The sequence below is a fragment of the Enterobacter cloacae complex sp. 2021EL-01169 genome, from assembly GCF_020733125.1.
Classification (GTDB): domain Bacteria; phylum Pseudomonadota; class Gammaproteobacteria; order Enterobacterales; family Enterobacteriaceae; genus Enterobacter; species Enterobacter roggenkampii.
Window position 1 is genome coordinate 333,003 of the sequence record NZ_JAJFTC010000003.1, and the last position, 13,368, is coordinate 346,370.

Consider the following 13,368-nt stretch of genomic DNA (forward strand, 5'->3'; position numbering starts at 1 on the left):
ATGCAGACCATTCGTTTTTTACCTGACCGTCTCAACAGTGAGCCCGTGGTGTTTCGCGGATTCACCACCCATGAGATGGGGCTGGCAGCCCTTGCCGGCGCGGGTGCGGGTCTGCTCCTGTCACTGCCGTTTATCCCGCTTGCCGGCTGGGTTGTTGTTCCCACCGGCCTGCTGGTCATGCCGCTGCTGCTCGTCTGGTTCGGCGGCCGCTGGATGGCCAGGCTCAAGCGTGGTAAGCCCGAGAACTGGCTCTGGCAGCGACTGGAGACTAAAAAACGCCGGCTGGGGATGGGCAATCCGAAACTGATTGTGGATGCCCGGGGCTGGTCAGTGAAACGTAACAGGAGAGCTTCATGAGCCGTTTTCGCCATGCGGTAAAAGACCGCGACCAGCATATTCAGACGCTGCGCATCGCCTGCGCCGTGCTTGCCTTTTTCCTTTTATTCACCTGTGCAGGCTGGATGCTGGCACCCAGCAAGCTGACCGTGCATAACCCACCGGATTTACGTACCGGCAGTACGCGGCCCTGGTGGGAAGTGCCGCCCCCGACGGTCTACTCCTTTGCGTTCTATATTTTTCAGCAGCTCAATGCCTGGCCGAAAAACGGCGAGGTGGACTATTCCGCCAAAATCAATGCGCTGTCGCCGTATCTGACGCCGTCCTGTCAGGATTTCCTGAAAGCGGATGCAAAGAAACGCGGTGACGCCGGGGAGCTCACCGACCGCGTGCGCGTGGTGTATGAAGTGCCCGGTCGCGGTTACCAGTCACAGAGCGTGACCGTACAGGATCGCGATCACTGGATTGCCCGCCTGGACGTGGTCGCCGATGAATATTTCCATGCCGAGCCGGTCAAACGCGCCCTGGTGCGTTACCCGCTTAAAGTGGTGCGCTGGGAAGGTGATGCGGAGCGCAACCCGTTCGGGCTGGCGCTGGACTGTTATGCCGGTGTGCCCCAGCGTCTGGAGGCGGCACCGCCTGCACCTAAACCGGAGAAGTCAGGAGTGTTTCAGTGATGAGTAAAAACCCCCACTACCGCGCCGGGCTGATGGCGCTGTCCTTCGCCCTGCTGCCCCTGGCGACGCTGGTATCACGTCCTGCCGGCGCAGATGAGCTGATGAAATGGGAGCGTATTCCGCTGCAGATCCCCCTGAAGGTGGGGCAGGAGCGGGTGGTCTTTGTGGACAAAAACGTCCGCGTCGGTTTTCCGCCGACGCTTAACGGTAAACTCCGTGTGCAGAGCACCGGGGGAACCGTCTACCTGAAAGCCGACAGCGCCTTTCCGCAGACGCGGGTGCAGCTGCAGGATGTGGAAAGCGGCGAGGTTCTGCTGTTTGATATCGCCGCCGGTGAAAAAGGGCCGACTGAGCCGGTGCGGCTGGTCTACAGCGGTGATGTCAGCACGCTTAGTCACGCCGGCGATGCGGCCGGTCAGCCAGGTGGTGCAGATCGGGCTGCTTCCGGATCAGGCTCATCTGCTCCCACCGGCAGCGATGACGGCACCCAGGCCAGGCGTAAAAAAATCCGCTACAGCGCCCCCATCCCGGTGCTGCTGACCCGCTATGCCGCGCAGAGCCTTTATGCGCCAGCCCGTACGGTCGAGGCGGTCCCGGGTATTCATCCGGTCAATCCTCATCTGCCCCGACGTGTCAGCACGCTGTATCCCTCTGAACCATTAACGGTCACGCCGCTGGCTGGCTGGGGCGTGGCAAACCGTAGCGTGGTGGCACTCAGGCTCACGAACACCGGCAGCCGTAAGGTCGTTCTGGATCCGCGCGCGCTGCAGGGACAGTTTGTGTCCGCCACCTTCCAGCACCGCTGGGTCGGTCCGGCCGGCACGCCTGAGGACACCACCACGGTGTATGTGGTGACCGCCGGTCGTCCGGAGAGCGCATTCATTGCTGAGCCGTCTGCATTGCGTAAAGCGACCCGCACGGTAAAACAGGAGGCCCGCCATGCAGATTAAATCTAATGCCCTGGTGAAGTTTATCGTGCCGGCCGTGGTGATTGCCGGGCTGGCCGTGGGGCTTAAAAGCTGCAAAAACGAACCGGCAGAGCCGTCCCAGGCAAAACAAAGCGGCGGCCCCCTGCATAATCTCCCGCCAGATGAACTGAAGGCGCTGGGTGTGGAAGGCGACACGCCGGAGGACACCCTGCGCACGCTCATCGGCCGGCTGAACGATGTGCGTGAGCGCCAGAAAACGCTGGATAAACAGAACGCGGATTTGGTGAAAGAAAACGAGCGGTTGCGCCGACGCAATCAGGACGTTTCAGGACAGGTGAATGAGGCCGTTAATGGTCTGCGCGAGCAGTACGACAAGCGGCAGGCGCAGCTTCAGAACGAACAACTGAGCCTGACGGCGAAAATCCAGGAGCTGACCGACAAACTCAAAAAGCCTGACAGCGAGAAAAAAACGGCGGACAGCGATATCCCGCTGGGGCTGGGCCTGGACGGCATGGGCAGCAGCACCGGCGGGGCGGCGTCTCAGGGCAGCGACGGCATGATGTGGGTCGCGCCGACGGACCAGAAAGAGGCGGACCCGCGGGACGCGGCCAGCGGCAAGGCATCACCTCAGTTCCCGACTTCTTTTCTGGGTGAAAATGAGCTGACCCGACAGAAAGCGGCCTATGAGGAGAAAGTGAAGGGACGTACGAATGAAAAAGGGGCGGAAGAGAGCGCCGAGCCGGTTTACACGCTGCCGGAAAATTCCACGCTGGTCGGCAGCCGCGCCATGACGGCACTGCTTGGCCGTGTGCCCATCAACGGCACTGTGACCGATCCTTATCCGTTCAAGGTGCTTATCGGTAAGGATAACCTGACGGCGAACGGCATCGAGCTGCCGGACGTCGAAGGGGCGATTGTTTCGGGGACAGCCAGCGGTGACTGGACGCTGTCCTGCGTACGCGGGCAGGTTAACAGCATCACCTTTGTCTTTTCCGACGGTACGGTGCGCACCCTCCCCAGACCCGACACCAGTAACAACGCCGGCGGGCAAAATAATAACGCCCAGGCTAAACAGGATACCAGCACCAGTGGCGGTATCGGCTGGATCTCGGATGAAAACGGGATCCCGTGCATTGGCGGCGAACGTAAGTCCAACGCCTCCACCTACCTGCCCACCATCTTTGGCCTGTCGGCTGCCGGTGCGGCGGGTGAAGCGATGAGCCAGGGGCAGTACACCACGCAGAACAACGTGAATGGCATTTCGGCCACCATGACAGGCGACGCCGGACAGGCGGCGCTGGGGAAAGCCATTTCCGGCGGCATGTCTGAAACCACCGACTGGATCAAACAGCGTTACGGGATGACGTTTGATGCCATTTATGTGCCACCCGGTGCCCGTCTTGCCGTGCATATCACCCGTCAGCTGGCCATTGATTATGAAGAGAAGGGCCGTAAGGTGCGCTACGACTTCACCCTGCCGGGTGGCGTCAGTGACAACGGCGGACTGGACTGAGTACACGGCCATGGCGGGACAGATAACGTTTTTCCCTCTTTCATCCGTGTGCTGGACGTTCAGCGACCGGGCAGGCTGGCATATTGACGTGATCCCTGCGTCTTCTGCGGCTCTGTTGCTGCGACCCGTAGCGCTGTTGCCTGCCGGCGCACCTTTACTGCGCTGGCGCGATGGCCAGCTTTTACTGGATATTGGCAGGTTCTCCCTGCCGCTCAGTGCCCGGGAGTGTGCCGTTTCGTGGCGCAGCCCGAAAATCCCGCGCCGGCTTTACTGCCCGCGTATGACATTACGGGAGCTGGGGCACCTGCTGAATGTCAGTGCGTTCGTTTTTATCTGCGGCGGTTACGATCCGGCCGCCTCACAAAGGAGATACCGGTAATGTACAGAACGGTTTTCATTCTGGCCCTGAGCTGTGTAATGCTCAGCGGCTGCTCAACCTCCAAAGAGGAAATGCTGCCGGCGGGCGATAACACCATGCTTGAACTGTGGAACGGGGCGGACGGTGGCGGCAGTACTTCCCGTCAGTCTGCGGCGGCCCGCGACACGCTGCGACGCCCGCTGACGGGCAGCGAAACGCAGGCGGACGCGCAGGGCGACCGCAGCTACAGCCGTACTCAGGAAAGCGAAATCACCCAGCAGTTTCCCCGGCTGCCCAACCCCGACATGGTGATGTACCTGTATCCCCATCTGGCAGACGGTAACACGCCTGTGCCGGGTTACAGCACCGTGTTCCCGTTCTACAGCCAGACGCAGTATGCCATGCCTGGCGAGCGTACGGAGGCCCTGTAATGCTTTCACTGTTTACGCGTAGTAAATCCACCGACCGGCAGACGCCGCCTGATGATGGCCAGTCTGTTCAGGCAGATGAAACCCTGACCGCGGTCGTGAAGGGCCGGCAACCCCTGAAGCGCCCCGGGAAAATGACGCGCCAGGATGAGGAGAAGGTTTATCATGCCAGTCCGTCCATCATTGACTTTTTGCCCTGGGCCGAATTTCTCGATGAAGAGCAGTGTCTCCTGCTGGATGACGGCGTGTCGGTGGGGGCCGTTTATGATGTGACACCGGTGGCGACCGAAGGGCGAACCGAAGAGCGCCTGGAGCAAATCCGGGACTCGGTTGAGGATGCACTTCAGGACAGCTTTGATGAACATGACGTGAATCCCTGGATCGTGCAGTTCTTCTGCCAGGATGAGGACGACACTGACGCGTACCTGGACAGGCTGCGCGGATATGTCAAACCACATGCACAGCGCACGGCGTTTACCGACGCCTGGCTGGGTGAAATGGAGCGCCATATTCGCAGTATCTCCCGGCCTGAGGGACTTTTTACTGACTCGCTGATTACCGGCCAGCCGTGGCGCGGGCAGCAGCGCCGCACCCGGATGGTTGTTTATCGCTGGCTGGGGAAAAGCCGGGATCCGATGCCGCCGGTGGCGATGCTCAACCAGGTGTGCGACCGGGTCGTTAATGCCCTGGGCGGGGCGGGGATCCGCTGCACCCGGCAGAACGGCCTGCAGGTGCATGGCTGGCTGCTGCGGCTGTTCAATCCGTCACCGGACTGGGTGGAGAAAACCACGCTCTATCGGCAGGCTGCTTACGCAGACCCGCGCGAGACGCCTGAAGGCACCGTGCCGGTCAGCAATGATTTTGCCGAAACCCTGTGGTTCACGCCGCCGGTCTCCGACCCGGAAAACGGCGTGTGGTGGATTGACAACAAGCCACACTGCGCGGTGGCGGTGGAAAAACTGCGTACACCGCCGGAGCCGGGCACCCTGACCGGCGAGAAAAGCCGGGGTGAAAAGAAAATTAATGCCCTGATGGATATGTTTCCGGAAGGGACCATGGTGTGCATGACCGTGGTGGTGCAGCCCCAGGACCGGCTTGAAGAGCAGTTTAACCGGCTGTCGAAAAATGCGGTCGGTGAGAATACCGAGTCGGGCCGCGTCCGCCAGGATGTGAAGACGGTCAAAGAGTATCTGGGCAACCGGCACAAGCTGTACCGGGCGGGGATCACCTTCCTGTTGCGCGGCGATGACATGACCAGCCTGAAGCGCAAGCGGCTGGAGCTGTCCACCGTATTGCTCGGGGCCGGTCTGCAGCCGGTACGGCCGGAGTTTGAAGAAGGTCCGCTGAACAGCTGGCTGCGGGCGCTGCCGATGTGCTTTAACCCGGACAGCGACAAAAAACACTGGTATACCCGTCTGACCTGGGTTCAGCACCTGGCCGGTCTTCTGCCGGTGACCGGGCGGGAAACCGGCACGGGGCACCCCGGCTTCAGCTTTTTCAACCGCGGCGGGGATACCCTGACCTTCGATCCGCTCAACAAGCTCGACCGCACCCAGAACGCGCATCTGCTGTTGTTCGGCCCGACCGGGGCGGGCAAGTCGGCCACGCTGTGTGCCGCGCTCTCTCAGCTGATGGCCGTCCACCGTCCGCGGCTGTTTATTGCGGAGGCCGGGAACTCGTTCGGCCTGCTGGCCGACTTCTTTGACAGCCTCGGGCTGACGGTGAATAAAATCAGCGTCAAACCCGGGAGCGGCGTCAGTCTGCCGCCGTTTGCTGATGCTCACAAACTGGTGGAAGAAGGCCTGGCCGCCCAGGCCGTGGATGAGAGCGACCTGCCGGATATCGACACGGACGACGATGGCGAGGATGACAAGCGTGACGTTCTCGGTGAAATGGAAATCTCCGCGCGCATGATGATCACCGGCGGCGACCCGAAAGAAGAGGCTGACCTTAAGCGCGCCGACAGGGCGATGATACGTGAGGCGCTGCTGATGGCGGCACATGCCACGTATAAGGAAGGGCGGCAGATGCTGCCGTCTGACCTGCAGAAGGCGCTGTACGACATTGCCTCTGACAACGATGAGGGCGTCATCAATGTCCGCAATGCCCAGCGCAAGGCGAAAGCGGCGGAAATGGCGGAATCCCTGGGCATGTTCACTCAGGCCGGGAGCTTTGAAGCGGAGCTGTTCAACCGCGAAGGGGAGCTATGGCCGGAAGCGGACGTGACGCTGGTCGACCTGGGGCATCTGGCGCGTGAGGGTTACGAGGCGCAGATGGCCCTGACCATGGTCTCGATGACCAACATGATCAACAACATCGCGGAGCGTGACCAGTTCCTGGGCCGGGATATTGTCTTCACGGTGGATGAGGCGCATATCGTGACGGTCAACCCGCTGCTGTCGCCGTATATGACCAAGGTGGTCAAGATGTGGCGTAAGCTTGGTGCCTGGCTGTGGCTCGCCACCCAGAACCTTAAGGATTACCCGGATATTGCCGAAAAAATGCTGAACATGGCGGAATGGTGGATTTGTCTGACCATGCCCCCGGAAGAGGTGAAAGATATCAGCCGTTTCCGCGCGCTCACGCCGGAGCAGGAATCGGTGCTGCTTTCCGCCAGTAAACTGTCGGGTTGTTATACGGAAGGCGTGGTGCTGGCGAAACGGATCGAAGCGCTGTTTCGTGCCGTGCCGCCCAGTCTCTTCCTGGCACTGGGCATGACGGAAAAAGAAGAGAAAGCCGAACGCCGGGCGCTGATGAATGAATTTCACTGCAGCGAACTGGAGGCGGCAAAACGCGTCGCGCAGAATCTGGACCGTCTGCGCGGTCTGACGGAGAAACAACAGGAGCCTGCCACGGTATGATGACACTGAAGTACCCTGAACCCGCCATTCATGAGCACAGTGGCGGTGCGCTTTTCACCCTGTCGCCTCAGGGGGAGCCCGGCGTGCTCCCGGCGACACATCAGCATCTGGTGAGGCTGCGGGCGATGCTCAGGCAGCGCCTGACCGGGCCGGTCAAAATGACGTGTCACCCGCACCGGGTGGGACTCAGCAGCAGCGTGGCCATCTATCTTGAGGGAAAGCTGAAGCAGGCGGTGAATATTCTTATCACCGTGACGGGACAGACGAGCTGGCCGCAGGAAGAGGAGTATGCGCATCCGCGCTGGTATATCACGGTGCCGGATTCGGCTGACCTGGTGTATCTGATGCTGTGGATTAACGGGCTTGACGTATAACTACAGACTTGCCTTCACCAGGGGCATGATTATAAAAAGAAAATAACAATATTGCATATCGGCCGCCAGGGCCGGTTTTTTTATATCGAGTCTGATATTTGGTAGCGTTAGCTTGCAAAAATGTTCGGGCTATATTTGTGGTTGCACACAGTTTATACTGTATGAGTAGATTAACGGAGGTTCCCTATGAAACACTCTCCACAACGTAATGCAGCTATTCTCAATCTTCATGCCCGTACTATGCAGATAAACGGCACTGTCGATGAAAAGGTTGAGCAGTTGCGCAAAATGTTTGCTCAGAGTTCAACACGAACTAAGGATGACAGGAAGCACCGTGGGGATCGAGAAAAGGTATATTACGAAGGCTGAGTTTAGCGAAGATTTTGTAAAAGCCAGTGAAGACTTTAAGTACGGTTATGATGTTATCTCTAAAGTAAATGTCAAAACTGGCCAGTCAATCTTGCGCTACGCAGTCCGTCTCCAGCAGAAATGGAATGATGAGAATTGTATTCTCATTTATGATCATGACGATGACAAGCTCTGGGGCAGAGTAAAGGCATCTGACTCAAAAGATGATGCCGGCATAAGCTGGTATCTTGGTTTTTTTCATGGACGAGTTGAAGCATGGAAAAACGATCCCCTAATTGTAATATCGTTTCGTGATGAAATTATCCCTGCCCCGCAAGGATTTGATAAGGGATTTGAGCTGGCGGTTATACATGCAATCAGCGATCACCCAACCCTCTTCGGGGAAAATTGGGAAAAGAAACTTCCAGAACACATGCGCGAAAAGCGTAAACAAAATGCTCATACTCTCAATTACTTCGTGGATGTAAACAGTTCTGATTCTGACGGCAGCCCTGATGAGTCATCCCCAACTTAAAGCCTTAATACCTGTACATAACTTAAACGCCTGACCTGGCTTAAGTTATGTACATCAGTTGCCTGCCTGACATCAGTATGTGTACCACCCATTTATTCCTCTCAGTCATAAATTACACTCTCGAACCTACTCATTAGCAAATCATCCCATCTGATTAATTTGTAGTTCCGGATATAGAATTTAATGCGGCTTTTCTGAGCAACCACGGGCACGCTGTCAGGCGATTCAGTCTGACGGAGTCCCGATTCATGAAACTGACCTCCCTTGTTTTCCTGCCGGCGCTGCTGCCGGCATCCTTACTGGCCGGCACGGTCGTCTTCACTGACAGTCAGCATCTGCCGGCCAACCTGCCGCCTGACGTGCCGGTGGTGCTTCTTGATGGTCCTGACCGGCTGCAGGCCGACATGTTCGGGGAACTGCCTGCAGACCCGCAGCAGGCCGAAGCACAAGTCAGGCAAGTTATGACGTCTCCTGCCTGGCAACAAAAACAGCTGCAACTAAACGATTCTTATCGACAGGTGGTCCGGGCCTGGGAGCTGGGCATCAAAAAAGTGCCAGCAGTGGTATTTGATGACCGCGATGTGGTGTACGGCACCACGGATGTGGCCGTGGCCACTTCCCTGCGTAACCGGGGAGGTGGTCAGTGATGACAACACCTTCCCGCATCAGAACCACGGTTTGCTCGCTGGCGGTTGCCACTTTACTGGGTACGGCAACCGCGCCGGCAGCTGTTGCAGCACTTAACACGGCGCAGATTATTGCCAGCGCCGTGTCGCAAAACTGTATCAGCTGGCGTGTCAGTGGCATCTGTTACTGGCTGTTCTGCACCCCCTTTGGCTGCAAAGTGCGCACGTCGGTCAAAGTCACTCACTTCATTCCCCAGACAGTCGTTTCGACCTATGTCGCGCCGGGCGGTAACCCGTGGCAGGAAATGGCGTTTGTCAGCCAGACCGCCGGCGGGCTGGAGAGTGCCGTGACCAGCGGGCTTTCCGGTGTTTCTGCCGGAGGAGCCAATCCGGCCGACATGAAAAATCCCGGCCAGCGCAAGTCCGCCGTTCGTTTCAAGTATGCCGATGCGATTGGTCACCCGGCCACCTCCCTGATTGGCGGCAGTATTCCGGGCTATTCCTGTGACACCGCAGCCACCCCGTTAATGCCTTACTTCCTGAGTACGCTGGATTCGGCGGCCTGGCGTACGGGCGTGCCGGAGTCCCTGTATCCGGAAGCGCTTGTGCCCGGCCAGCGGGAAATTGGCAGTCAGGCCGCAGCGAATATGTGGGGCAACGTCTATCCCCGTTCGGGGTTTGTCAGCCAGACCGATGATGACAAAGCCTCTGCCGTGGTGGCACAGCGTGTGGCAGACATTATCACCCGCGTCGGGCAGCCCCATGTTTATCAGGTGCTTAAGGGCAACCGCCATGACGGGTACTGGCCACCGGGCGAGGTCACGGAAAACACCGGCACGCGCAATCACAAATGGCAGCGGCTGGCTCCCCACATGACACAGTCCTGTGCCGTCTTCCCGGACGGGAGCCACACCGCCGCGAGCGATAACAACGAAGCCTTTGCGCTCTGGCAGCCCTACAGCTGCTGCAAAAAGCGCGGGCAGAAATTTCTGGGCAGCACTGATATCTGATGAGGAAAACCGTGAAAAAAACACCTTCATTTTCAGCCGCTCGCGTAAGCCTGCTGCTGACCGGCTCCCTGCTGACCGTCCTCCCGGCCGCGCACGCAGCCGATGATGACAATACCATCCTGGGCATGTCCCTGCCGCAGGTGAACAACAGCGCCATCGGTTACGGCAAGTCCGTGGATGGGGCGGTGTCAGACAAACTGTTCTACACCCTCGGCGGCGGCTCGGTCATTTCCCAGCCGGCCACGCGCGGCAATATGCAGAAGCTGGGGCTGAATACCGGCTGGAGCAGTGACCTGATGTGCGGCAATTTTGACCTGAAAACCACCGTCGGCAACCAGCTCAACGGCGTCACATCCGGCTTTAAAAACCTGATGGGCGACGTGATTCAGGGGGCCACCGGCGCGGTGGCCAGTCTGCCGGCGATGGTCATTCAGCGGGCCAACCCCGGTCTGTATGACATGCTCACAAACGGCGTGCTTCAGGCCAATGTGTCATTCGACAAGGCGCAGCTCAACTGCCAGAACATGGCGAAAAAGATGATGGACTTCAGCGACAGCAGTAACTGGACGCAGCAGGCCATGATGGATGAATACAAGTCTGTTGTGAACAGCGGAGACACTGACGCGGTTCGTGCAGATGAGGCGGGGCGGAAAGTCACCGGCACGTCGGGCAACAACTGGATTGGCGGTCAGAAACGTGGGGGGGCGGGGCAGCCCGCCATCCGTGTCACCCATGACCTTGTTGCTGCCGGCTACAACATGATGAACGGTCTGCCTGTCACCGCTAATTCGACTGTCGGCGAAAGCAGCTGTAACGGTGGCGCATGCTCTAAATTCGGCAGCGCGGAAGAGGCGGCGGCCATGACCGTGAAGGTGCTGGGCGATCGTTCGATGCGCACCTGTGCCAACGCGAGCGAATGTACCAGCGGTGATGCGGATGACCAGCCCGGTACGACCGTTGCCGGCACCGGCTTTGCCCCACTGCTGGAAGAGGCAACCAAAGCCAACGCTGAGCAGCTGGTCAGGCTCGTCAACGGTACGGAAAAGCCCACGGCCGCGAATCTGGCGAAGCTGAAAACAGGCGGACTGCCGGTGACGGCCGGCGTGATTAAAGCCCTGCAGCGTGATCCGGATAATGCTGCCCTGACCGCCCGTCTTGCCGGCGAGCTGGCCATGTCTGACACGGTGGAAACGGCGCTGCTGATGCGTCGCATGATGGTTACCGGTATGTCGGAGCCGAATGCTGCCGCTCAGCCAAAGGCCATTGATACCGCCGGTCAGCGTATCGAGGCGCTGGATCGGGAAATCGCGGCGCTGAAAAACGAGATGGAGATGAAGCGTGAACTGTCACGTAATTCAGTGCTGACCATTATCGACAGGGAGAATCAGCGCGTCGAAACTAACCCGCAGACCCAGTCAGATGACAATACCGACAGTCGCTTCAACCAGATGGCAGCGCCGCAGTCGGCTGAATGAGGGAATAAGGATGCGTAATAAAACGACTGTCAGGAAAGTCCTGACCCGTGCCGGCATCTTCCTCGCCTGCATGGCGCTGTTCATGGTGGTCTCACTGATGATGGCTGACACCGCCATGAAACATCCGACTGAAGCTGCTGCATTCCGGAGCTGGATGCAGTCGACGCGTTACGGCTGGCTGATGTGGCGACTGGCGCTGTATGCGCTGGTTGCGTGGGGCCTCTGGAAAATCCGGCATGCGCCGGGCTTCCGGGAGGCATACCGGCGGCCGCTGCTGCGCATCAGTGTGGTCAGTGTGCTTTTTATCGCGTTGTGTGAGTACGCGATGTTTACCGGTCCGGGAGTCTGAAGATGACGACAAACAGCTATCTTGAGTATTTTCTCACGCTGCTCGGCTGGGTGATCAATAACGGTCTGTGGAATGTCCTGCTGAGCACCGGCCTTTTTGTCCTTCCGCTGGCGTTTAAGGTGGTGGGTATCTGGCTCAGGGTCCGTGAAGAGGGGGAGGATGAAGGCAACAAGGGGATGCTGTCGCTGCCCCGTATCGAGAACGCGCTGTATGCCGGCTTCCTGGTGATGATTGCCTGCTGCGTACCGCTGATTAATGTCAGCCTCAGTACGATGCAGTACGACACAACCCGGGCAAAGAGCTGTGGTGTGTGGACGCCCAAAGCGCCGGATGAAAGCGGCTATGCCGGCGTGGTCACCAGTCTCAACGACCAGACGGCTGCAGCACCGGTATGGTGGGTGCTGATTCATAAACTCTCAAAAGGGGTCACCCAGGCGGCCGTGGCGACCATTCCCTGCCGCCCTGACATGCGTCAGATCCGCTTTGAAGTGCAGCATACGCGTATCGACAACAAAGCGCTGGCGCAGGAGCTGCAGGACTTCACTAACGACTGCTATTCGGTCGCGTTGTATCTGTGGAAGCAACAGGATCAGGGCCAGACAAAGGACAAAACCACGCTGCGTGATATCGAATGGATTGGCAGCAGTACCTTCCTGAGCCGGTATTATCCTTCGTTGCAGTCCAAACTGCCCCGGGCTGCGTTCCCGTGGACCGACAGCCGGGACAGCGGCCGGCCCAACACCGGAAGAGGCGGCTATCCCACCTGCAGCGAGTGGTGGAGCAGTTCGGACACCGGACTGAAAGCACGGGTGAAGGACCAGGCCGACCCCGATATGTGGCTGCGTATCTCGGCCGCAATGAAAATGTCAGGCTTTAACGACAGTGACTATCAGGAAGCCGTCATCCGTCGTCTGGTCAGCCCGGAAAGCCTGACGGTCTCACAGAATGGTCACGTGTATGCCGGCTATGGCGGCAACGCCGATTTTACCCTGGATAATGCAGCGGCACGCGTGGCGGCTATTGGCGGGACATCTCTCGGCAGTCTGGCGGCGTTCCCGGCGTTCGATGCAATGCGACAGGCGCTGCCAATGGTGCAGGCTATCCTGCTGATGGCAATATATGTCATGCTGCCGCTGATTCTGGCGTTTGCGGCTTACGAGTTCAAGACCGTTATTACGCTGACTTTTGTAATATTCGCTCTGAACTTCCTGACGTTCTGGTGGGAACTGGCGCGCTGGCTCGACAGCTGGCTCCTGACAGCGTTGTACAGTTCAGATACACACAGCCGCTTTAATATGGCGGGACTGCAGAACAGCTCAGATGACCTCATTATGAATCTGGTGATGGGAGCGATGTTTATTGTACTGCCTGCCGTTTGGCTGGGAGCTCTTTCGTGGGCAGGGGCCAGCGTGGGTGTCGCTGTTAGCGCTGCCTTTCAAAAGGGTACTGAAACTGCTCAGAATACAGGCGGGAAACTTGGAGAAGCTGCTGGTAATGCTATCGGCAGTAAAGCAACCAAAGGGTAGTTTTACTGGCCGAGTTAATTGGG

14 protein-coding genes are annotated in these 13,368 nt (G+C 58.6%); all 14 read left to right on the forward strand.

Translation table 11 applies throughout. The features are described from left to right. The gene (locus LLF79_RS12820) at nt 1–357 is read left to right on the forward strand and encodes a TIGR03750 family conjugal transfer protein (RefSeq protein WP_004115534.1); all 357 of its coding nucleotides are present in this window, start codon (nt 1–3) and stop codon (nt 355–357) included. Continuing rightward, nucleotides 354–1,013 carry a PFL_4703 family integrating conjugative element protein gene (locus LLF79_RS12825; protein WP_004115533.1) on the forward strand — a complete coding sequence of 220 codons (660 nt, stop codon included), beginning with the start codon at nt 354–356 and terminating at the stop codon, nt 1,011–1,013. Before LLF79_RS12820 ends, LLF79_RS12825 begins: the two co-directional genes overlap by 4 nt. After that, entirely contained in the window at nt 1,013–1,963 is a 951-nt protein-coding gene (locus LLF79_RS12830) for a TIGR03749 family integrating conjugative element protein (RefSeq protein ID WP_004115532.1), read from the forward strand. The genes LLF79_RS12825 and LLF79_RS12830 overlap by 1 nt, the downstream gene beginning before the upstream one ends. Beyond that, complete coding sequence (locus tag LLF79_RS12835; RefSeq protein ID WP_004115531.1) at nt 1,953–3,455, forward strand: TIGR03752 family integrating conjugative element protein; 1,503 nt, start codon at nt 1,953–1,955, stop codon at nt 3,453–3,455. Before LLF79_RS12830 ends, LLF79_RS12835 begins: the two co-directional genes overlap by 11 nt. Continuing rightward, nucleotides 3,433–3,834: a hypothetical protein gene (locus LLF79_RS12840; RefSeq protein ID WP_223369404.1), complete on the forward strand. Its 402-nt coding sequence runs from the start codon at nt 3,433–3,435 to the stop codon at nt 3,832–3,834. The genes LLF79_RS12835 and LLF79_RS12840 overlap by 23 nt, the downstream gene beginning before the upstream one ends. Further along, complete coding sequence (locus LLF79_RS12845) at nt 3,834–4,244, forward strand: TIGR03751 family conjugal transfer lipoprotein (protein ID WP_004115530.1); 411 nt, start codon at nt 3,834–3,836, stop codon at nt 4,242–4,244. The genes LLF79_RS12840 and LLF79_RS12845 overlap by 1 nt, the downstream gene beginning before the upstream one ends. Next, a complete protein-coding gene (locus tag LLF79_RS12850) occupies nt 4,244–7,102 on the forward strand; it encodes a conjugative transfer ATPase (RefSeq protein WP_004115529.1) in 2,859 nt (952 codons plus the stop codon). Before LLF79_RS12845 ends, LLF79_RS12850 begins: the two co-directional genes overlap by 1 nt. Then, nucleotides 7,099–7,476, forward strand: coding sequence for a hypothetical protein (locus LLF79_RS12855; protein ID WP_004115528.1), 378 nt, complete (start codon nt 7,099–7,101; stop codon nt 7,474–7,476). Before LLF79_RS12850 ends, LLF79_RS12855 begins: the two co-directional genes overlap by 4 nt. Nucleotides 7,477–7,795: 319 nt before the next feature. After that, nucleotides 7,796–8,359, forward strand: coding sequence for a hypothetical protein (locus tag LLF79_RS12860; RefSeq protein ID WP_127348519.1), 564 nt, complete (start codon nt 7,796–7,798; stop codon nt 8,357–8,359). 248 nt (nt 8,360–8,607) lie between these two features. Beyond that, nucleotides 8,608–9,006 (forward strand): TIGR03757 family integrating conjugative element protein, encoded by a 399-nt coding sequence (locus LLF79_RS12865; protein ID WP_004115523.1) that lies wholly within the window; start codon nt 8,608–8,610, stop codon nt 9,004–9,006. Next, nucleotides 9,006–9,995 (forward strand): TIGR03756 family integrating conjugative element protein, encoded by a 990-nt coding sequence (locus LLF79_RS12870; RefSeq protein WP_004115521.1) that lies wholly within the window; start codon nt 9,006–9,008, stop codon nt 9,993–9,995. Before LLF79_RS12865 ends, LLF79_RS12870 begins: the two co-directional genes overlap by 1 nt. Next, nucleotides 9,995–11,470, forward strand: a complete 1,476-nt coding sequence (locus tag LLF79_RS12875) for an integrating conjugative element protein (protein WP_004115515.1) — start codon at nt 9,995–9,997, stop codon at nt 11,468–11,470. Before LLF79_RS12870 ends, LLF79_RS12875 begins: the two co-directional genes overlap by 1 nt. A gap of 10 nt (nt 11,471–11,480) precedes the next feature. Beyond that, nucleotides 11,481–11,819: a hypothetical protein gene (locus tag LLF79_RS12880; protein WP_004115513.1), complete on the forward strand. Its 339-nt coding sequence runs from the start codon at nt 11,481–11,483 to the stop codon at nt 11,817–11,819. 2 nt (nt 11,820–11,821) lie between these two features. After that, nucleotides 11,822–13,345, forward strand: a complete 1,524-nt coding sequence (locus LLF79_RS12885; protein ID WP_004115511.1) for a conjugal transfer protein TraG N-terminal domain-containing protein — start codon at nt 11,822–11,824, stop codon at nt 13,343–13,345. The last annotated feature ends 23 nt before the right edge of the window (nt 13,346–13,368 follow it).

Excerpts from the sequence above, each read along its gene's own strand:
- LLF79_RS12820 (WP_004115534.1), top strand. The coding sequence starts at position 1 with ATGCAGACCATTCGTTTTTTACCTGACCGTCTCAACAGTGAGCCCGTG.
- LLF79_RS12865 (WP_004115523.1), top strand. The coding sequence starts at position 8,608 with ATGAAACTGACCTCCCTTGTTTTCCTGCCGGCGCTGCTGCCGGCATCC.
- LLF79_RS12870 (WP_004115521.1), top strand. The coding sequence starts at position 9,006 with ATGACAACACCTTCCCGCATCAGAACCACGGTTTGCTCGCTGGCGGTT.
- LLF79_RS12880 (WP_004115513.1), top strand. The coding sequence starts at position 11,481 with ATGCGTAATAAAACGACTGTCAGGAAAGTCCTGACCCGTGCCGGCATC.
- LLF79_RS12845 (WP_004115530.1), top strand. The coding sequence starts at position 3,834 with ATGTACAGAACGGTTTTCATTCTGGCCCTGAGCTGTGTAATGCTCAGC.
- LLF79_RS12850 (WP_004115529.1), top strand. The coding sequence starts at position 4,244 with ATGCTTTCACTGTTTACGCGTAGTAAATCCACCGACCGGCAGACGCCG.
- LLF79_RS12855 (WP_004115528.1), top strand. The coding sequence starts at position 7,099 with ATGATGACACTGAAGTACCCTGAACCCGCCATTCATGAGCACAGTGGC.
- LLF79_RS12875 (WP_004115515.1), top strand. The coding sequence starts at position 9,995 with ATGAGGAAAACCGTGAAAAAAACACCTTCATTTTCAGCCGCTCGCGTA.
- LLF79_RS12825 (WP_004115533.1), top strand. The coding sequence starts at position 354 with ATGAGCCGTTTTCGCCATGCGGTAAAAGACCGCGACCAGCATATTCAG.
- LLF79_RS12835 (WP_004115531.1), top strand. The coding sequence starts at position 1,953 with ATGCAGATTAAATCTAATGCCCTGGTGAAGTTTATCGTGCCGGCCGTG.
- LLF79_RS12860 (WP_127348519.1), top strand. The coding sequence starts at position 7,796 with ATGACAGGAAGCACCGTGGGGATCGAGAAAAGGTATATTACGAAGGCT.
- LLF79_RS12830 (WP_004115532.1), top strand. The coding sequence starts at position 1,013 with ATGAGTAAAAACCCCCACTACCGCGCCGGGCTGATGGCGCTGTCCTTC.
- LLF79_RS12885 (WP_004115511.1), top strand. The coding sequence starts at position 11,822 with ATGACGACAAACAGCTATCTTGAGTATTTTCTCACGCTGCTCGGCTGG.